This is a genomic window from Pseudomonas simiae (assembly GCF_900111895.1).
In the GTDB taxonomy this organism is placed as follows: domain Bacteria; phylum Pseudomonadota; class Gammaproteobacteria; order Pseudomonadales; family Pseudomonadaceae; genus Aquipseudomonas; species Aquipseudomonas simiae.
The window spans coordinates 620,706-639,664 of record NZ_FOKB01000002.1 but is presented as its reverse complement, the minus strand read 5'-3'; the positions used below and the strand labels follow the sequence as shown (position 1 = coordinate 639,664).

Genomic DNA, 18,959 nt, shown 5'->3' with positions numbered 1-18,959 from the left:
AACTGGCAATAAACAAACTGCCGCAAAATGCGGCAGATTCGCAATTCAGCGAAGCGTTACAGTCGACCCAGATCGTTGACCAAGGCTAATAACATCACCCCGACCACCAAACTGATACCGATCTGTATCCCCCAACCCTGCACCCGATCCGACAAGGGGCGACCACGCACCCACTCGACCAGATAAAACAACAGATGCCCCCCATCCAGTACAGGAATGGGCAACAAATTCAGAACACCCAGGCTAATACTCAGATAAGCCAAGAAATTCAGGAAATCCGCGACACCCGACTGGGCAGAAGCGCCCGCCACTTTAGCAATGGTTATCGGTCCACTCAAGTTTTTTACCGAGAGCTCGCCGAACAACATTTTCTTGAGGGATTCGAGGGTCAGCACACTCATGGTCCAAGTGCGTTTTGCACCTTCGCCAATTGCAGCCAACGGCCCGTAACTCACCTCACGCACCATCGATGGCGGCCAATCGACACCTTTGACCCCGGCACCCAGGTAACCCCCGGCCGCCTTGGCCTCCCCACGAACCGACAAGGTCACGGGGACGTCGATTTGAGCACCGTCGCGCTCAACTTTCAGCATAATTTTAGTATCAGGACGTACACGGACCAGGTCGACCACCTGCTGCCAGTCGCCCAGCGGCTGACCATCGAGGGCCAACAGGCGATCACCGGTTTTCAGGCCGGCAGCCTGGGCCGGACCTTTCGGGTCCAGCTCCGCGAGGACCGGTGGCAAGGCCGGACGCCATGGACGTATGCCCAGAGACTTGATCGGATCAGGCTCATCAGCGCCCTTGAGCCAATGGTCGAGGGCCAGCTCACGCGGGGTTTCGCGGGTGGAATCCTGCTCGCGCACCACCACCTTGACGATGCCGCTTTCACCCAGGCGACGCACCAACTGCAAATTGACCGCACCCCAGCCCGTGGTGGGTTCGCCATCAATAGATACAATTTCCTGCCCGACAACCAACCCTGCCTTGGCGGCAATACTGTCCGACTCGACCGCACCGATGACCGGACGCACCTGCTGGCTGCCCAGCATGGCCAAGACCCAGAAAAACACCATCGCCAACAGAAAGTTGGCGATCGGACCGGCGGCGACGATGGCAATGCGCTGACGAACGGTCTTGCGATTGAACGATTGGTCTAACTGATCTGCCGGCACTTCGCCTTCGCGCTCGTCGAGCATCTTGACGTAGCCGCCCAAAGGAATGGCCGCAATCACGAACTCGGTGCCGTGACGGTCGTGCCAGCGCACCAGCGGCATGCCGAAACCGACGGAAAAGCGCAGTACCTTGACGCCGCAACGACGCGCCACCCAGAAGTGGCCGAATTCGTGGAAGGTAACCAGCACACCCAGAGCAACCAGGGTGCCGACAATCATGTAAAGCGCACTCATCTAATTTCTCCGCATTCCAATCCAGTGCCTGAAGGCTCAAACCTGCCCACAGACTAACGCGCGTTGCGGTTCAACCATTGTTCTGCCAAGGCTCGGGCCTTGGTGTCAGCCTCGAATACCGCCGCCAGATCATTGACCGCCACGACAGGCTCAAGCGCCAGGACGTCTTCGATGATACTCGCGATCTGCGGAAAGCGGATGCGCCGTTCGAGAAACGCTGCCACAGCCACTTCATTGGCCGCGTTCAACATCGCCGGTGCGCTGTTACCCGCGTCAGCCGCTTGCCGCGCCAGGCGCAGGCAAGGAAAGCGCTGCTCATCCGGGGCCTCAAAGTCCAGCCGGGCCACCGCAAACAGATCCAATGGCGCTACGCCCGAGTCGATCCGCTCCGGCCAGGCCAGGGCATTGGCAATCGGCGTGCGCATATCGGGGTTACCCAACTGCGCCAGGACCGACCCGTCCACGTAGTCGACCAGGGAATGAATCACACTTTGCGGGTGAATCACCACCTCGACCTGATCCGGGCGCGCATCGAACAACCAGCACGCCTCGATCAGCTCCAGCCCCTTGTTCATCATGCTTGCCGAATCCACGGAGATTTTACGCCCCATGGACCAGTTCGGATGAGCGCACGCCTGGTCGGGCGATACATGCTCCAGCTCGGCCAGTGGAGTCTGCCGGAATGGGCCACCGGAGGCGGTCAGCAGGATCCGACGCACCCCCACCTGGCTCAGGCCACGCGCAAAATCGCCGGGCATGCATTGGAAAATTGCATTGTGCTCGCTGTCCAGTGGCAGCAGCACCGCACCGCTCTTGCGCACCGCCTGCATGAAGAGCGCACCGGACATGACCAGCGCTTCTTTATTGGCCAACAGGATCTTCTTGCCAGCATCCACGGCAGCCAAGGTTGGGCGCAGGCCCGCAGCGCCGACAATAGCGGCGACCACGGTATCCACCTCGGCGTCGGCCGAGACCTGGCACAACCCCTGCTCCCCTACCAGCACTTGAGTGGCAAGCCCGGCAGCCCGCAGATCATCCTGCAGGCCACGGGCCGCTGCGCCCTCAGGCACCACGGCGAAGCGCGGCGCGTGACGCACACATAAGGCCAGCAACTCACTCAGACGGGTAAACCCGGTCAGGGCGAAGACTTGATAGCGATCAGGGTGACGAGCAATCACGTCCAGGGTGCTCAACCCCACCGAGCCGGTTGCACCCAGCACGGTGACTTGCTGCAGGCGGCTCACGAAGCAGTCATCCACAACAGTACGGCGAAGATCGGAATGGCAGCGGTCAGGCTGTCGATACGGTCCAGCACGCCGCCGTGACCCGGCAGCAGGTTGCTGCTGTCCTTGATCCCGGCCTGACGCTTGAACATGCTCTCGGTGAGGTCACCCACCACCGAAATAAATACCACAATGGCAGTGGCCAGCAGCGCCAGGAAGATGTCCTTCACCGACCAGCCACGCACCACACCGACCACCAGCGCGATCACCAGCGTCAACGCCAACCCGCCATACACGCCCTCCCAGCTCTTGCCCGGACTGACCGCCGGCGCCAGCTTGCGCTTGCCGAAGGCCCGGCCGGAGAAGTAGGCACCGATATCAGCACCCCATACCAGCACCATGACCGCCAGGATCAGCCAGTTACCCATTGGATAACGCTTGATCTCCACCAACCCTTGCCACGCCGGCAACAAGATCAGCAAACCAATCACCAGCTTGCAGGCCACACTGGACCACTTCCCACTGGTGCGTGGATAGGTCAACACCAGGAATGTCGCCAGCGCCCACCACAGCACCGCCGCCCCCAACACCCACGGCGCAATGTCCGGCAGGATGTACAGGAGGAATGCCAAGGCAGCCACCACAGCGGCATACACAACGCGCGGCAATTGCGTGTTGAAACCCGCCAGGCGCGCCCACTCCCAGGCCCCCAGGGTGACCACCAGGCCAATAAACAGCGCAAAGGCAGAACCGTCGAGCAGAAAAAACCCACACAAGGCGATCGGCAACAGGATCAGTGCTGTGATGATTCGTTGTTTAAGCATTTAAACCCGGGCTCCAGCTTCGATCTGCTCGCTCGTTTTACCAAAGCGACGCTGACGGGAAGCGAAATCGGCCAGTGCTTTACGCATGGCATCGTGTTTGAAGTCCGGCCAGAACAGGTCGGAGAAGTACAATTCGGTATAGGCTAGCTGCCACAACAGGAAATTGCTGATGCGGTGCTCACCCCCGGTACGGATGCACAAGTCAGGCAGCGGCAGGTCGCCAGTCACCAGGCAGGTTTGCAACAGTTCGGGCGTAATGTCGTCCGGCCGTAGATGACCGGCCTGCACTTCGCGCGCCAGACGCTGTGCAGCCTGGGCGATATCCCACTGGCCACCGTAGTTGGCGGCGATCTGCAGCACGAATCGGTTGGCACCCGCTGTAATCGCCTCGGCTTCGCGCATGGCGGTTTGCAGTTCGGGGTGGAAGCGGGAGCGATCGCCGATGATGCGCAGGCTGATGTTATTGTCGTTGAGCCGCTTGGCTTCACGACGCAAGGCCTTGAAGAACAGGTCCATCAAGGCACTGACTTCTTCGGCGGGCCGCTGCCAGTTCTCACTGGAGAAGGCGAACAAGGTCAACACTTCGACCTTGGCCTCGGCGCATACCTCGATCACAGCCCGAACCGCATCGACACCCGCTTTATGCCCGGCAACACCCGGCATAAAGCGTTTCTTCGCCCAGCGATTATTCCCATCCATGATGATCGCGACGTGGCGCGGCACCACAGAGGGCACAGTCTGCTTGGTCTTTTCCATGAAGGCGTCCTGACCCCTTATACGGCCATCAGGTCCTTTTCTTTTTCTTCCGTGGCCTTGGTGATCTGGGCCTCGGCATCTTTGGTCAGCTTGTCGATATCAGCGACGGCACGACGCTCTTCGTCTTCGCTGATTTCCTTGTCCTTGACCAGCTTCTTCAGGTCACCCAGGGCATCGCGACGGATGTTGCGCACGGCAACACGCGCGTCCTCGGCTGCGCTGCGCGCCTGCTTGGTGAAGCCCTTACGGGTTTCTTCGGTCAGGGCCGGCATGGAGATCAGTAGCAGCTCACCCAGGTTGGTCGGGTTGAGGTTCAAACCGGCGCTCTGGATGGCCTTGTCGACAGCACCCAGCATGTTGCGCTCGAACGCTACGACTTGCAGGGTGCGCGAGTCTTTAACGGTAATGTTGGCAACGCTGCTGATAGGGGTATCGGAACCGTAGTAAGGCACCATCACGCTGCCCAGGATGCTTGGGTGCGCCTTGCCGGTACGGATCTGGCCGAATGCATGGCTCAGGGATTCCAGGGATTTGTGCATACGCGCCTGGGCGTCTTTCTTGATTTCGTTGATCATTGTTGGCCTTCCTCGATCAGAGTCCCTTCTGCGCCGCCGTGTACGATGTTCAGCAGGGCGCCGGGCTTGTTCATGTTAAATACGCGCAGCGGCATCTTGTGGTCGCGGCACAGGCAAATAGCCGTCAGGTCCATCACGCCCAGCTTGCGATCCAGTACTTCATCGTAGGTCAGATGATCGAACTTCTCGGCATGCGGATCTTTGAATGGGTCTGCGGTGTACACGCCATCGACCTTGGTCGCCTTGAGCACCACGTCAGCATCGATCTCAATGGCGCGCAGGCACGCTGCCGAGTCGGTGGTGAAGAACGGGTTACCCGTGCCAGCGGCGAAGATCACCACTTCCTTGGCGTTCAGGTGGCGCATGGCTTTGCGGCGGTCATAGTGATCGGTCACGCCGACCATGGAAATAGCCGACATCACGATAGCCGAGATATTGGCGCGTTCCAGGGCGTCGCGCATGGCCAGGGCGTTCATCACAGTGGCCAGCATGCCCATGTGGTCGCCAGTGACCCGATCCATGCCAGCAGCGCTCAGTGCCGCACCACGGAACAGGTTGCCGCCGCCGATCACCAGGCCGACCTGTACGCCGATACCGACCAGTTGGCCGACTTCCAGCGCCATGCGGTCGAGGACTTTGGGATCGATCCCGAACTCTTCCGAGCCCATCAGGGCCTCGCCGCTAAGCTTGAGTAGAATGCGTTTATAGCGAGCCTGATAACCACTGCCCTGCTGAGCCATTGCGAATCTCTCCTGCGGCGTATTTTTCAAAAATTCTTGGCGAGCCGTTTACGGCTTGCGTTCACTCTAGCTGGACGCTGCTACAGCGCCATCGGAACACGGCTTTGTAAGCCAGTTCCGAAGGGAAGCCAATTAAAATCGGCCTTCCCATTTGAAAAGAGGCTGCGCGCGTGAGCGGGCAGCCTCTCTTGGGCGACAGTTTAAAACTGTCTTATTGCTTGGCGGCAGCCAGCTGGGCAGCAACTTCTTCAGCAAAGTTGTCGACCGGCTTCTCGATGCCTTCGCCTACTTTGTAGTAAGTGAAGGAAACGATTTCAGCACCGGCTTTCTTGGCCAGTTCGCCAACCTTGACTTCAGGGTTCTTGACGAACGCCTGCTCAACCAGGCTCGCTTCAGCCAGGAACTTGCTGATACGGCCTTTGATCATGTTTTCAACGATGTTTTCTGGCTTGCCGGCGATCTTGTCGGCGTTCAGGCTCAGGAACACAGCTTTTTCGCGCTCGATTGCTTCCTCGGAAACTTCCGAAGGCAGCAGGAACTCAGGGTTGCTTGCAGCAACGTGCATAGCGATGTCTTTGGCCAGCTCAACGTTGCCGCCTTTCAGAACAACAGCTACACCGATCTTGTTGCCGTGCAGGTAACCGCCAACAACATCACCTTCAACGCGAGTCAGGCGACGGATATTGACGTTTTCGCCAACCTTGCCGACCAGTACCAGGCGATCAGCTTCTTGAGCTTCGATCAGAGGCTCGACAGTGGTCAGCTTCTCGTCGAATGCTTTCTTGACGCTGGAAGCAACGAATGCCTTGAAGTCGTCTTGCAGGGCAAGGAAGTCGGTCTGCGAGTTCACTTCCAGCAGAACGGCGGCTTTACCGTCTTCTACCAGGGCGATAGCGCCTTCAGCAGCGACGTTGCCGGCTTTCTTGGCGGCCTTGATGGCGCCCGAGGCACGCATGTCGTCGATGGCTTTTTCGATGTCGCCGCCGGCCTTGGTCAAGGCCTTTTTGCAATCCATCATGCCTTCGCCGGTACGCTCACGCAGTTCTTTAACCAACGCTGCAGTAATCTCTGCCATTTCAAAATCCTCTTGGATAGGTTTTCAACCATTCCACCCGATCAAACGGGCGATCAATTCTTCCCGAATCTCCGTTGTAGGCTGCTGCACGTTACAGTCGCTAGGTTGCGCCATCATACGTGAGCGCCGACAAACGGTTTTCGAGGTGGCAAAAAGGGGGCCAAGCCCCCTTTTTGCTTACTGAGTCAACGCCAGGGCGTCAATTACTCAGCGGCAGCTACCGGAGCTTCTTCAACGAACTGCTCGGTACCACCAGCAACGTGGTTACGACCACGGATTACAGCGTCAGCCATCGAACCCATGTACAGCTGGATAGCGCGGATTGCGTCATCGTTGCCTGGGATGATGTAGTCAACGCCTTCCGGGCTGCTGTTGGTATCGACTACGCCGATAACAGGGATGCCCAGCTTGTTGGCTTCGGTGATCGCGATGCGCTCGTGATCAACGTCGATAACGAACAGTGCGTCAGGCAGACCGCCCATGTCCTTGATACCACCCAGGGAACGATCGAGCTTTTCCAGGTCACGGGAGCGCATCAGCGCTTCTTTCTTGGTCAGCTTGGCGAAAGTACCGTCTTCGGCTTGTACTTCAAGGTCACGCAGACGCTTGATGGAAGCACGGATGGTTTTGAAGTTGGTCAGCATGCCGCCCAACCAGCGGTGATCGACGTACGGCGAACCGCAACGTGCTGCTTCTTCAGCAACGATCTTGCCAGCGGAACGCTTGGTGCCGACGAACAGAATCTTGTTTTTGCCCTGGGCCAGGCGCTCTACGAAAGTCAGAGCTTCGTTGAACATTGGCAGGGTTTTTTCAAGGTTGATAATGTGGATCTTGTTACGCGCGCCGAAAATGTATTTACCCATTTTCGGGTTCCAGTAACGGGTCTGGTGACCGAAGTGCACACCGGCCTTCAGCATATCGCGCATGTTGACTTGGGACATGATAGTTCCTTAATAAGTCGGGTTTGGCCTCCACGTATCCCAATGACCAACCAGCGGCTTCAAAGCCTCCGGCACCCAGGTCATCGTGTCGACACGTGTGTGGATTTAAGCCTTTCGGGGTATCCCCGGAAAGCGGCGCATTTTATACCACAGCATCGGCAAAAACGGAACACGCAATCACATTTGCCGCCGTCCGCGGTCGTGTAACCCCTTGAATAGAGCCAACATAGCCCTACCTTATAGAGAGAAGCGATCATCAGAGGCTCATGATTTGACGCCATCGTCTGTTAGAATCGCGTTTTCTGTGGCTTGTGCGAATTCTGCAACCTTTTGTCGCACGCCCGTAAACCGTATTGATTTCAGCGCGTCGCGCTAGAGAGAGCCTGTATGACCGTTAGTTTGAAAACCGCCGAAGACATCGCTGGCATGCGCATCGCCGGCAAACTGGCTGCCGACGTGCTGGAGATGATCGCCGAACACGTCAAGCCCGGCGTGACCACCGAAACCCTGAACCAGATCTGCCACGACTATATAGTCAACGTACAGGGCGCCATCCCTGCGCCGCTGAACTACAAGGGCTTTCCCAAGTCGATCTGCACCTCGGTCAACCACGTGGTCTGCCACGGGATTCCAGGTGACAAGCCATTGAAGGACGGCGACACGCTGAACATCGACGTCACCGTGATCAAGGACCGCTACTTCGGCGACACCAGCCGCATGTTCCACGTCGGCAACGTGCCGGTCTGGGCCGAGCGCCTGTCCCAGGTGACCCAGGAATGCATGTACAAGGCCATCTCGATCGTGAAACCCGGCTGCCGCCTGGGCGACATCGGTGAAGTGATCCAGAAGCATGCTGAAAAGAATGGTTTCTCGGTGGTGCGCGAATTCTGCGGCCACGGTATCGGCACCGTGTTCCACGAAGAGCCGCAGATCCTGCACTACGGCCGCGCCGGCACCGGCATGGAGCTCAAAGCAGGCATGACCTTTACCATCGAGCCGATGATCAACCAGGGCAAGGCCGACACCAAGGTACTGGGCGACGGCTGGACCGCCATCACCAAGGACCGCAAGCTCTCGGCCCAGTGGGAACATACCCTGCTGGTCACCGAAACCGGTTACGAAATCTTCACCCTGCGCGCCGACGATACGATCCCACGCGTCTCGGGTGCCGCTTAAGTGTAGGCAACGTTGCTTTGGTTTTCCCACGCCGTGTTGTGACTGACTGATAGATAGAAAGGAAAGCCGATCAATGCCCCAGGTGGATCCCGAACTCTTCGACCGTGGCCAGTTCCAGGCCGAACTGGCCCTGAAGGCGAGCCCTATCGCCGCGTTCAAGAAGGCCATCCGCCAGGCCCGCGAGGTGCTTGATCAGCGTTTTCGCAGTGGCCGGGATATCCGCCGACTGATCGAGGACCGCGCCTGGTTCGTCGATAACATTCTGCAAAAGGCCTGGGAGCAGTTCAGTTGGAGCGAAGACGCCGACATCGCCCTGGTGGCGGTCGGCGGCTACGGGCGTGGCGAGTTGCACCCCTATTCCGACATCGACCTGTTGATTCTGCTGGACAGCGCCGACCACGAGATCTTTCGCGATTCCATCGAGCGTTTTCTGACACTGTTGTGGGACATTGGCCTGGAAGTCGGCCAAAGCGTGCGCTCGGTCGACGAGTGCGCCGAAGAGGCCCGCGCCGACCTCACCGTCATCACCAACCTCATGGAAAGCCGCACCATCGCCGGCCCCGAGCGCCTGCGCCAGCGCATGCTCGAAGTCACCAGCACCGCGCACATGTGGCCGAGCAAGGACTTCTTCCTGGCCAAGCGTGCCGAGCAGAAGGCCCGGCACCACAAGTACAACGACACCGAATACAACCTGGAACCCAACGTCAAAGGCTCGCCCGGCGGCCTGCGGGATATCCAGACGATTTTGTGGGTGGCCCGTCGCCAATACGGCACCCTTAACCTGCGCGCCCTGGCTGGCGAAGGTTTTCTGGTAGAGAGCGAAAACGCCCTGCTGGCCTCGTCCCAGGAATTCCTGTGGAAGGTGCGCTACGCCTTGCACATGCTCGCCGGGCGTTCCGAAGACCGGCTGCTGTTCGACCACCAACGCTCCATCGCCACCCTGCTGGGCTTTGAAGGCGAGGACGCGAAGACCAGCATCGAAAGCTTCATGCAGCAGTATTACCGGGTGGTCATGAGCATTGCCCAGCTCAGCGACCTGATCATCCAGCACTTCGAAGAGGTGATCCTGGCCCCCGAAGACGAAGCGCCGCCGCAGCCGATCAACGCACGCTTCCAACTGCATGACGGCTATATCGAGGCACGCAACGACAACGTGTTCCGCCGCACGCCGTTCGCCATGCTGGAAATCTTCGTACTGATGGCCCAGCAGCCGGAAATCAAAGGCGTGCGCGCCGACACCATTCGCCTGCTGCGGGAGAACCGTCACCTGATCGACGACGATTTCCGCAACGATATCCGCAACACCAGCCTGTTTATTGAGCTGTTCAAATGCAAGATCGGTATCCACCGCAACCTGCGGCGCATGAATCGTTACGGCATCCTCGGGCGCTACCTCCCAGAGTTCGGCTTTATCGTCGGGCAGATGCAGCACGACCTGTTCCATATCTATACCGTGGACGCCCACACCCTGAACCTGATCAAGCACCTGCGTAAGCTGCAGTACACCCAGGTGTCAGAGAAATTCCCGCTGGCCAGCAAACTCATGGCCAAACTGCCCAAGCCCGAGCTGATCTACCTGGCCGGCCTCTACCACGATATCGGCAAGGGCCGGCATGGCGACCACTCAGAGGTGGGTGCAGTTGACGCCGAGGCTTTCTGCCAACGCCACCAGTTGCCCGTGTGGGACAGCCGCCTGATCGTCTGGCTGGTGCAGAACCACCTGGTGATGTCGACCACAGCCCAGCGCAAGGACTTGTCCGATCCGCAGGTGATCCACGACTTTGCGCAGACCGTCGGCGATGAAACCCGTCTCGACTACCTGTACGTGCTGACCGTCTCGGATATCAATGCCACCAATCCCACGCTGTGGAACTCCTGGCGCGCCAGCCTGTTGCGCCAGCTGTACACCGAGACCAAGCGCGCCCTGCGCCGAGGCCTGGAAAACCCGGTGGACCGCGAAGAGCAGATCCGCCGCACCCAGAGCGCGGCCCTGGACATATTGGTACGCGGCGGCAACGATCCGGACGACGTCGAGCAGTTGTGGTCGCAGTTGGGGGATGACTACTTCCTGCGCCACACCGCGGGCGATGTCGCCTGGCACACTGACGCAATCCTGCAACAGCCCGCCGATGGCGGCCCGCTGGTACTGATCAAGGAAACCACCCAGCGCGAATTCGAAGGCGGTACGCAGATCTTCATCTATGCGCCCGACCAGCACGACTTCTTCGCCGTGACCGTGGCAGCCATGGACCAGCTCAACCTGAACATCCATGACGCCCGTGTCATCACCTCCAGCAGCCAGTTCACCCTCGACACCTATATCGTGCTCGACACCGATGGCGACTCGATTGGTGACAATCCGGCACGGGTGAAAAAGATCCGCGAAGGCCTGACCGAGGCCCTGCGCAACCCTGACGAATACCCGACCATCATCCAGCGTCGGGTGCCGCGCCAACTCAAGCACTTTGCGTTTGCGCCCCAGGTGACCATTTCCAACGACGCCCAACGACCGGTGACGGTGTTGGAGCTCAGCGCCCCGGATCGCCCAGGCCTGCTGGCCCGCATCGGCGGGATTTTCCTGGAGTTCGACCTGTCGTTGCAGAACGCCAAGATCGCGACCCTCGGCGAGCGTGTGGAAGACGTGTTCTTCATCACCGATGCCGACAACCAGCCGTTGTCCGACCCGGAACTGTGCCTGCGCTTGCAGGAAGCCATCGTCCAGCAGCTGAGCGTTACCCAGGAACCCGGCGTCGAGCTGACCAGACTGACCATTTGAATTAATTTAACGTCCCAGTGGGCACGGTCCCTGTGGGAGCTGGCTTGCCTGCGATGGCATCGACTCGGTATGGCTGATACTCCGAGTGTACGCATCGCAGGTAAGCCAGCTCCCACAAAAAAGCCGTCCTCCTCCTGATCGAGGCCCTCATGAACAACGCCCTGAACCAGCTACAGCCCTACCCGTTCGAGAAACTGCGCGCCCTGCTGGGCAGCGTCACGCCCAACCCGGACAAGCGCCCTATCGCGCTCTCCATCGGCGAACCGAAACATAAATCGCCAACCTTCGTGGCCGAAGCGCTGAGCAACAACCTCGACCAGATGGCCGTGTACCCGACCACCCTGGGCATCCCGGCCCTGCGCGAAGCCATCGGTGCCTGGTGTGAGCGTCGCTTCAACGTGCCCAAGGGCTGGCTCGACCCGGCGCGCAATATCCTGCCGGTCAATGGCACCCGTGAAGCACTGTTCGCCTTCACCCAGACCGTGGTCAACCGTGGCGACGACGCGTTGGTGGTGAGCCCGAACCCGTTCTACCAGATCTACGAAGGCGCCGCGTTCCTGGCCGGGGCCAAACCGCACTACCTGCCGTGCCTGGACGCCAACGGCTTCAACCCGGACTTCGAGGCCGTGACACCGGACATCTGGAAACGCTGCCAGATTCTGTTCCTGTGCTCGCCCGGCAACCCGACCGGCGCGCTGATCCCGGTCGACACCCTGAAAAAACTCATCGCCCTGGCCGACGAATACGACTTCGTCATCGCCGCCGACGAGTGCTACAGCGAGTTGTACTTCGACGAACAAAGCCCGCCGCCGGGCCTGTTGAGTGCCTGCGTCGAACTGGGCCGCCAGGACTTCAAACGCTGCGTGGTGTTTCACAGCCTGTCCAAGCGCTCCAACCTGCCGGGCCTGCGCTCCGGTTTCGTGGCCGGCGACGCAGACATCCTCAAGGCTTTCCTGCTGTACCGCACCTACCACGGCTGTGCGATGCCAGTGCAAACGCAACTGGCCAGTATTGCTGCCTGGCAGGACGAAGCCCACGTGCTCGCCAATCGTGACCTGTACCGCGAGAAGTTCGATGCGGTGCTGGCGATTCTCAAACCGGTGCTGGACGTCGAGAGCCCGGATGGCGGCTTCTACTTGTGGCCGAATGTGAATGGCGACGACGCCGGGTTCTGCCGTGACCTGTTTGTGGAAGAACACGTGACCGTAGTGCCGGGTTCGTACCTGTCGCGGGAAGTGGACGGCTTCAACCCTGGCGCCGGCCGTGTGCGCCTGGCACTGGTCGCGCCGTTGGCGGAGTGTGTGGAAGCGGCGGAGCGGATTCGGGATTTCATCCAGCGTCGCCGCTAAGACCTGACCGGGTTCACTTCACCTGGCCCAGATTCGCCTCACTCATATCCAGCTCCGCCAACACCTCCCTCAGCACGTCATCACCAATCTGGTGATGACGGCTCAGGCTGTACAACTCCAACCGCTGCGCCCGCAGGGCCTTGAGGCGCAGCTTTCGCTCCAGCAAGTCCATCTGCTGCGCCAGCGCCTGGGCTTCGGCGGAGTCGTTGAACACTTCTAACTGATGGCGATATTCCGACATCAGCCGTGCCTTGAGCTCAGTGGCGAGCGCGGCCTGGGCGGCGTCCTGGGTTTCGACTTCTGCGGGTTCCTCCGCTTCAAGCGCGTGAATTGCCGCGACGGCAGTTTTCTTCCAGGCTTCACGCACCTCCTTGTGGCGCTTCTCGTCCGGGCTCTTTTCAATGCCCCGCAGCAACAATGGCAAGGTGATACAGGCGGCGATCAGCGATAACAGAATCACCCCGGCGGCGATAAAGATCAGCAAGTCACGCTCCGGAAAATCCTGTCCAGGCGCCAGCAACAATGGCACCGACATCACACCCGCCAACGTCACCGCACCGCGTACCCCACCGACCGTCAACAACCAGCAGGAACGGGCCGTCGGCACCAGCGTCAATTCACTTTTCCCACGCAGCCTGCGCAGCAAGCCCGACAGCCGCCAGATGCTCTGCACCCAGATAAAGCGCAACACCACCAGCACCAGGAAGATCGCGACCACATCCAGGCAGCGATAAAACAAGGTCGGCCACAGCGTCGGCTCATGGCTGACCACCGCCTTGATGATGTCCGGCAGTTGCAGGCCCAGTAGCAGGAAAATCAAACCATTGAAAGCAAACTCCAGCAGTGACCACACGCTGCGATTGAGCAAGCGCGTACTGGTCTGGCGTGGCAGCAGGTCAAGCCAGCTTTGCATCATGCCCGCCGCCACCGCCGACAAAATGCCCGATGCCCCCAGGCGCTCGGCCAGCACATAGGCCGCAAACGGCAACAACAACATGAACACCACGTGGGTCGCCGGGTCGTCCCAGCCGCGGGCGATCATCCATGCGCGCAGGCGGCCGACCAGCCAGCTCAGGGCCACGCCTACCGCCAGGCCACCCACCGCCACCAAGACAAACGTGAGGCTGGCATCCGCCAGGGAAAACACACCTGTCAGCGCTGCCGCCAGGGCGAACTTGAAGGTCACCAGGCCCGATGCATCATTCATCAAGGCCTCGCCCTGGAGCATGTGCATCAGCGGCGTGGGCAAACGATTCTGGGAAATGGCCGACACTGCCACGGCATCCGTCGGCGACAACACGGCCGCCAGGGCGAAGGCCACCGGCAGCGGGATCGTAGGCAAGAGCCAATGGATGAAGTAACCGGCGCCGACCACCGTAAACAGCACCAGGCCCACCGCCAACGTCAGGATCGGCCCGCGCAGCCGCCACAATTCCCGCTTGGGCATGCGCCAGCCATCGGAGAACAGCAACGGCGGCAGAAACAGAAACAGGAACAACTCGGGGTCCAGCGCTACGTGCAGGCCAAGCGTAGGCCAGGCGAGCAAGGCACCGGCGGCAATCTGGACCAGAGGCAACGGCAGAGGAATGACACGCCCGACAAGACGCGAAACGCTGACCAGCATCAGCAGGATAAGAACGGTGTAGGCGGTTTGCATAAAGCGGGTTTCCCGGACAATCGACTTGCAACGACACACATCAGGCAACAACTCGCCTTTGAAGTGCCATATTACCCAGCTATGTTACCGCCCATGCTGCCGGCCGGCATTTGCACATACGTCGCACACCAGCATGACGAGGGGCACCGGCCCGCTGGTCATGGCATAATCCGTGACCTTTCGTTTCCACTTGGTCCAAAGGGGGGCAATTCCTTGACCGCTTCAAGCAAAACGTTGCACCTTTTCGGCATCAAAGCCTGCGACACCATGAAAAAGGCGCGCACCTGGCTCGATGAGCACGGCGTCAACTATGAGTTCCACGATTACAAAACGGCCGGTATCGACCGCGAACACTTGACCCAATGGTGCAACGAGCACGGTTGGCAGGTGGTTTTGAACCGTGCGGGCACCACCTTTCGCAAACTCGAAGACGAACGCAAAGCCGATCTCGATCAGTCGAAAGCCATTGAATTGATGCTCGCACAACCCTCGATGATCAAGCGCCCGGTGCTTGATCTCGGTGACAGAACCCTGATTGGCTTCAAGCCAGATAGTTATTCGGCGGCCCTCAAGTAGGCCAGCCCTTACCATTTTTGTAGAGGTAACAGCATGTCCCATTCCCTGTTCAGCCTGGGCTTCGGCGTTGGCACTCAGAACCGCCAAGGTGCTTGGCTGGAAGTGTTTTACGCACAACCGCTGCTCAACCCGTCGGCAGAAATCGTCGCCGCCGTTGCGCCGATCCTCGGCTACACCGAAGGCAACCAGGCCATCACTTTCACCATCAGCCAAGCGCTGCAACTGGCTGATGCACTGAAGAATGTCGACGCTACCCAAGCCGCGTTGCTCAATCGCCTGGCCGAAAGCCACACGCCGCTGGTCGCCACCCTGCTGGCCGAAGACGCCGCACTGACCTCCACGCCTGAGGCTTACCTCAAGCTGCACCTGCTGTCCCACCGCCTGGTCAAGCCCCATGGCCTGAGCCTGGCCGGTGTATTCCCGCAGTTGCCGAACGTAGCCTGGACCAGCCAGGGCGCGATCGACATCGCCGAACTGGCCGAACGCCAGCTGGAAGCGCGCCTGCGTGGCGAACTGCTGGAAGTGTTCTCGGTGGACAAGTTCCCGAAAATGACCGACTACGTGGTGCCGAGCGGTGTGCGTATCGCTGATGCCGCGCGTATCCGCCTGGGTGCCTACGTGGGCGAAGGCACTACCGTGATGCACGAAGGCTTCGTCAACTTCAACGCCGGCACCGAAGGCCCGGGCATGATCGAAGGCCGTGTATCGGCAGGCGTGTTCGTCGGCAAGGGTTCGGACCTGGGTGGCGGTTGCTCCACCATGGGCACGCTGTCGGGCGGCGGCAATATCGTGATCAAGGTCGGTGAAGGCTGCCTGATCGGCGCCAACGCCGGTATCGGTATCCCGTTGGGCGACCGTAACACCGTGGAGTCGGGCCTGTACGTCACCGCCGGCACCAAGGTTGCGCTGCTGGACGAGCAGAACCAACTGGTCAAAGTGGTCAAGGCTCGCGAGCTGGCCGGCCAGTCGGACCTGCTGTTCCGTCGCAACTCCGAGACCGGTGCCGTGGAGTGCAAAACCCACAAATCGGCCATCGAACTGAACGAAGCGCTGCACGCTCACAACTAAGCAGCCACTCGATGCCACTAGCGGGCCCCGACCCTGGGGCTCGCTTATACGAGTCTTGAACACCATGCTAGTGCCCTCCCCCTGGCGCGCCGACTTCCCGGCCATCGCCACCCTGCAGCGGCAAGACCAGACTTACCTGGACAACGCCGCCACCACGCAAAAGCCCCAGGCCTTGTTGGATGCCATCAGCCATTACTACGCAAACGGCGCAGCCAATGTGCACCGTGCCCAGCATTTGCCAGGTGCCCATGCGACCCAGGCGTTCGAAGACAGCCGCAGCAAGGTCGCGCAGTGGTTGAATGCAGGCGACAGCGGGCAGATTGTGTTTACCCACGGCGCGACGTCTGCGCTGAACCTCTTGGCTTATGGCCTTGAGCACTTATTCAATGCGGGCGATGAAATTGTCATCAGCGCCCTGGAACACCACGCCAACCTGTTGCCCTGGCAGCAACTGGCCAAGCGACGCGCACTGACGCTGGTGGTGTTGCCACTGGGTGATGACGGCGTCATCGACCTGCACGCCGCCGCCGAGTTGATCGGCCCGCGCACGCGCCTGCTGGCAGTGAGCCAGTTGTCCAACGTGCTCGGCGCCTGGCAGCCGCTGGAAGCCCTGCTGGCATTGGCCCAGCCACACGGTGCCCTGACCGTGATCGACGGCGCCCAAGGCATCGTTCATGGCCGCCATGACGTACAGGCCCTGGGTTGCGACTTCTATGTGTTTTCCAGCCACAAGCTGTACGGCCCGGACGGCGTCGGCGTGCTGTTTGGGCGCAATGAAGCCCTGCACCACCTGCGCCACTGGCAGTTCGGCGGCGAGATGGTGCAGCAGGCCGATTACCACAGCGCCAGCTTCCGCCCCGCGCCGCTGGGTTTTGAGGCCGGCACACCGCCGATTGCCAGCGTGATTGGCCTGGGCGCCAGCCTGGATTACCTGAGTTCGCTGGATCAGCAGGCAGTGATCGCCCATGAGGCGGCGTTGCATGACTACCTGTTGCGCGGGCTGAAAGCCCGCAATGGCGTACACGTGCTGGGTTCGCCCCAAGTGGCGTTGGTCAGTTTTGTCGTCGAAGGTGTGCATAACGCCGACCTCGCGCACCTGCTCACCGAGCAAGGCATTGCCGTGCGCGCCGGTCATCACTGCGCCATGCCGCTGCTCAAAGCGATGCACTTGTCGGGGGCGATCCGTGTGTCCCTGGCGCTGTATAACGATTCCGACGATCTGGAGCGTTTCTTTGAGGCGCTGGACCAAGCCTTGGATATGTTGCGATGAGCCTGCCGGTTGATGCAGTGGCTGCACTGGAAGCTTTTCAGGCCGTCGGCAGTTGGGAGCAACGCGCGCGGATGCTGATGCAATGGGGCGAGCGTCTGCCTGCCATGGCCGATGAGGATAAAGTCGAGGCTAATCTCGTGCAGGGCTGCGAGAGCCTGGTGTGGCTGGTCGGCCGCTTGCACGATGGCCACTGGCAGTTCGCCGCCAGCAGCGAGGCACGCATGATCCGCGGGTTGGTGGCGTTGCTGTTGGCGCGGGTCAATGGGTTGTCCGCCACAGAATTGCAGGCGGTGGATCTGCCTGACTGGTTCAACCAGTTGGGCCTGTCCCGCCAACTCTCACCGTCGCGCAGCAATGGCCTGAATGCCGTGCTGCAGCGCATGCGAGCACTAAGCCATACACCAAACTAAGTGGGAGCTGGCTTGCCTGCGATGCAGGCAACTCGGTCTGTCAGTCAGACCGCAGTGATGCTATCGCAGGCAAGCCAGCTCCCACATTTCAAGCGGTGCACGGCATTAAGATTTAAGTGGGCTTGACCCGCTCGGATGGCCTGCGTACACCGGCCACGATCTTATCGACCGCCTTGGTGGCCGCGACCATGCCGAAGGTGGCCGTCACCATCATCACCGCACCAAACCCACCCGCGCAGTCCAGTTTCACGCCGTCCCCGACAAAACTCTTCTGCAAACAAATGCTGCCGTCCGGCTTGGGATAGCGCAGTTGTTCGGTTGAAAACACGCACGGCACGCTGTAATGGCGAGTCACGGTACGTGAGAACCCATAGTCGCGACGCAAGGTGGAACGCACTTTCGAGGCCAGCGGATCATTGAACGTACGGTTCAAGTCGCAGACCTGGATCAGTGTCGGGTCGATCTGCCCGCCGGCGCCGCCGGTGGTGATGATCTGGATCTTGCGGCGCTTGCACCAGGCGATCAACGCAGCCTTGGCGTTGACCGCGTCGATGCAGTCGATCACGCAATCAATAGTGGGCGTGATGTATTCAGCCATGGTGTCGCGGGTCACGAAGTCCGCCACCGCATGCACCGTGCAATCCGGATTGATGCCGCGCAGGCGTTCTGCCATCACCTCGACCTTGGGCTTGCCCACGGTGCTGTCCAGCGCGTGCAACTGGCGGTTGCTGTTGCTGACGCAGACATCATCCAAATCAAACAGCGAGATCTCACCCACCCCACAACGGGCGATGGCTTCCGCCGCCCACGAGCCCACGCCGCCGACGCCGACGATCGCCACATGGGCTGCTTTCAAGCGCTCCAGGCCTTCAATGCCATACAAGCGGGCGACGCCTGCAAACCGTGGATCTTCTGTACTCATGACCATTACCCCAAAAACTGGCGCGCATTATGGACTACAGAGCGACAAGTTCGAAGCGACAAGCTACAAGTAAAGAACTTAGATGGCCTTTCGCTGACTAATGTCCGGTTTTTCTCTGCTTGCTGTACGGTCAGGGAGGGGCCGGTGTAGGATGCGCGCCGTTCGGCGCAGGCCGACACCTCTTTTCGTTCCACACCCTTTGGAACCCGAAA

At 60.2% G+C, this 18,959-nt stretch carries 17 protein-coding genes; 7 read left to right on the top strand and 10 right to left on the bottom strand.

What is annotated here, in order from left to right:
* Nucleotides 1–56 precede the first annotated feature (56 nt).
* The 8 genes from rseP to rpsB form a co-directional block, all read right to left on the bottom strand.
* Nucleotides 57–1,409: a sigma E protease regulator RseP gene (rseP, locus tag BMZ57_RS08910; RefSeq protein ID WP_044286726.1), complete on the bottom strand. Its 1,353-nt coding sequence runs from the start codon at nt 1,407–1,409 to the stop codon at nt 57–59.
* 53 nt (nt 1,410–1,462) lie between these two features.
* A complete protein-coding gene (ispC, locus tag BMZ57_RS08905) occupies nt 1,463–2,653 on the bottom strand; it encodes a 1-deoxy-D-xylulose-5-phosphate reductoisomerase (RefSeq protein ID WP_069672343.1) in 1,191 nt (396 codons plus the stop codon).
* Complete coding sequence (locus tag BMZ57_RS08900) at nt 2,650–3,456, bottom strand: phosphatidate cytidylyltransferase (RefSeq protein ID WP_010212458.1); 807 nt, start codon at nt 3,454–3,456, stop codon at nt 2,650–2,652. Before BMZ57_RS08900 ends, ispC begins: the two co-directional genes overlap by 4 nt.
* The gene (gene uppS / locus BMZ57_RS08895; RefSeq protein ID WP_010212460.1) at nt 3,457–4,212 is read right to left on the bottom strand and encodes a polyprenyl diphosphate synthase; all 756 of its coding nucleotides are present in this window, start codon (nt 4,210–4,212) and stop codon (nt 3,457–3,459) included.
* Nucleotides 4,213–4,229: 17 nt separating this feature from the next.
* Entirely contained in the window at nt 4,230–4,787 is a 558-nt protein-coding gene (frr, locus tag BMZ57_RS08890) for a ribosome recycling factor (RefSeq protein WP_010212461.1), read from the bottom strand.
* The gene (gene pyrH, locus BMZ57_RS08885) at nt 4,784–5,527 is read right to left on the bottom strand and encodes a UMP kinase (RefSeq protein WP_003172271.1); all 744 of its coding nucleotides are present in this window, start codon (nt 5,525–5,527) and stop codon (nt 4,784–4,786) included. The genes frr and pyrH overlap by 4 nt, the downstream gene beginning before the upstream one ends.
* Nucleotides 5,528–5,738: 211 nt before the next feature.
* A complete protein-coding gene (gene tsf / locus BMZ57_RS08880) occupies nt 5,739–6,602 on the bottom strand; it encodes a translation elongation factor Ts (protein WP_010212467.1) in 864 nt (287 codons plus the stop codon).
* 203 nt (nt 6,603–6,805) lie between these two features.
* Nucleotides 6,806–7,543, bottom strand: coding sequence for a 30S ribosomal protein S2 (rpsB, locus tag BMZ57_RS08875; protein WP_003189158.1), 738 nt, complete (start codon nt 7,541–7,543; stop codon nt 6,806–6,808).
* A gap of 387 nt (nt 7,544–7,930) precedes the next feature.
* On the opposite strand from rpsB, the gene map reads away from it, so the two are divergent.
* The 3 genes from map to dapC all read left to right on the top strand — a co-directional run bounded on the left by map (nt 7,931) and on the right by dapC (nt 12,844).
* Complete coding sequence (map, locus tag BMZ57_RS08870; RefSeq protein WP_069672344.1) at nt 7,931–8,719, top strand: type I methionyl aminopeptidase; 789 nt, start codon at nt 7,931–7,933, stop codon at nt 8,717–8,719.
* A 73-nt stretch (nt 8,720–8,792) separates the two neighbouring features.
* Complete coding sequence (locus BMZ57_RS08865) at nt 8,793–11,495, top strand: [protein-PII] uridylyltransferase (protein ID WP_021492430.1); 2,703 nt, start codon at nt 8,793–8,795, stop codon at nt 11,493–11,495.
* Nucleotides 11,496–11,644: 149 nt separating this feature from the next.
* Nucleotides 11,645–12,844 carry a succinyldiaminopimelate transaminase gene (gene dapC, locus BMZ57_RS08860; RefSeq protein WP_010212472.1) on the top strand — a complete coding sequence of 400 codons (1,200 nt, stop codon included), beginning with the start codon at nt 11,645–11,647 and terminating at the stop codon, nt 12,842–12,844.
* 13 nt (nt 12,845–12,857) lie between these two features.
* Here dapC and BMZ57_RS08855 read toward each other — a convergent pair whose 3' ends face one another.
* Nucleotides 12,858–14,501, bottom strand: coding sequence for a Na+/H+ antiporter (locus BMZ57_RS08855; protein WP_021492431.1), 1,644 nt, complete (start codon nt 14,499–14,501; stop codon nt 12,858–12,860).
* Nucleotides 14,502–14,768: 267 nt separating this feature from the next.
* On the opposite strand from BMZ57_RS08855, the gene BMZ57_RS08850 reads away from it, so the two are divergent.
* From BMZ57_RS08850 to BMZ57_RS08835, 4 genes are all read left to right on the top strand, one after another.
* Nucleotides 14,769–15,077 (top strand): arsenate reductase, encoded by a 309-nt coding sequence (locus tag BMZ57_RS08850; RefSeq protein ID WP_231501198.1) that lies wholly within the window; start codon nt 14,769–14,771, stop codon nt 15,075–15,077.
* Between the two features lie 33 nt (nt 15,078–15,110).
* Entirely contained in the window at nt 15,111–16,145 is a 1,035-nt protein-coding gene (gene dapD, locus BMZ57_RS08845) for a 2,3,4,5-tetrahydropyridine-2,6-dicarboxylate N-succinyltransferase (protein WP_010212585.1), read from the top strand.
* A 64-nt stretch (nt 16,146–16,209) separates the two neighbouring features.
* The gene (locus BMZ57_RS08840; protein ID WP_010212587.1) at nt 16,210–17,415 is read left to right on the top strand and encodes an aminotransferase class V-fold PLP-dependent enzyme; all 1,206 of its coding nucleotides are present in this window, start codon (nt 16,210–16,212) and stop codon (nt 17,413–17,415) included.
* Nucleotides 17,412–17,825, top strand: a complete 414-nt coding sequence (locus BMZ57_RS08835) for a SufE family protein (RefSeq protein ID WP_021492433.1) — start codon at nt 17,412–17,414, stop codon at nt 17,823–17,825. Before BMZ57_RS08840 ends, BMZ57_RS08835 begins: the two co-directional genes overlap by 4 nt.
* Nucleotides 17,826–17,937: 112 nt before the next feature.
* Here the strand turns inward: BMZ57_RS08835 and tcdA are convergent, their stop codons facing one another.
* Nucleotides 17,938–18,747, bottom strand: coding sequence for a tRNA cyclic N6-threonylcarbamoyladenosine(37) synthase TcdA (gene tcdA / locus BMZ57_RS08830; protein WP_010212589.1), 810 nt, complete (start codon nt 18,745–18,747; stop codon nt 17,938–17,940).
* Between the last annotated feature and the right edge of the window lie 212 nt (nt 18,748–18,959).

Bases quoted from the DNA above. Each gene is read 5' to 3' on its own strand.
- rseP (WP_044286726.1), bottom strand. From the start codon at position 1,409: ATGAGTGCGCTTTACATGATTGTCGGCACCCTGGTTGCTCTGGGTGTG.
- BMZ57_RS08900 (WP_010212458.1), bottom strand. From the start codon at position 3,456: ATGCTTAAACAACGAATCATCACAGCACTGATCCTGTTGCCGATCGCC.
- uppS (WP_010212460.1), bottom strand. From the start codon at position 4,212: ATGGAAAAGACCAAGCAGACTGTGCCCTCTGTGGTGCCGCGCCACGTC.
- frr (WP_010212461.1), bottom strand. From the start codon at position 4,787: ATGATCAACGAAATCAAGAAAGACGCCCAGGCGCGTATGCACAAATCC.
- pyrH (WP_003172271.1), bottom strand. From the start codon at position 5,527: ATGGCTCAGCAGGGCAGTGGTTATCAGGCTCGCTATAAACGCATTCTA.
- tsf (WP_010212467.1), bottom strand. From the start codon at position 6,602: ATGGCAGAGATTACTGCAGCGTTGGTTAAAGAACTGCGTGAGCGTACC.
- rpsB (WP_003189158.1), bottom strand. From the start codon at position 7,543: ATGTCCCAAGTCAACATGCGCGATATGCTGAAGGCCGGTGTGCACTTC.
- map (WP_069672344.1), top strand. From the start codon at position 7,931: ATGACCGTTAGTTTGAAAACCGCCGAAGACATCGCTGGCATGCGCATC.
- BMZ57_RS08865 (WP_021492430.1), top strand. From the start codon at position 8,793: ATGCCCCAGGTGGATCCCGAACTCTTCGACCGTGGCCAGTTCCAGGCC.
- dapC (WP_010212472.1), top strand. From the start codon at position 11,645: ATGAACAACGCCCTGAACCAGCTACAGCCCTACCCGTTCGAGAAACTG.
- BMZ57_RS08855 (WP_021492431.1), bottom strand. From the start codon at position 14,501: ATGCAAACCGCCTACACCGTTCTTATCCTGCTGATGCTGGTCAGCGTT.
- BMZ57_RS08850 (WP_231501198.1), top strand. From the start codon at position 14,769: ATGAAAAAGGCGCGCACCTGGCTCGATGAGCACGGCGTCAACTATGAG.
- dapD (WP_010212585.1), top strand. From the start codon at position 15,111: ATGTCCCATTCCCTGTTCAGCCTGGGCTTCGGCGTTGGCACTCAGAAC.
- BMZ57_RS08840 (WP_010212587.1), top strand. From the start codon at position 16,210: ATGCTAGTGCCCTCCCCCTGGCGCGCCGACTTCCCGGCCATCGCCACC.
- BMZ57_RS08835 (WP_021492433.1), top strand. From the start codon at position 17,412: ATGAGCCTGCCGGTTGATGCAGTGGCTGCACTGGAAGCTTTTCAGGCC.
- tcdA (WP_010212589.1), bottom strand. From the start codon at position 18,747: ATGAGTACAGAAGATCCACGGTTTGCAGGCGTCGCCCGCTTGTATGGC.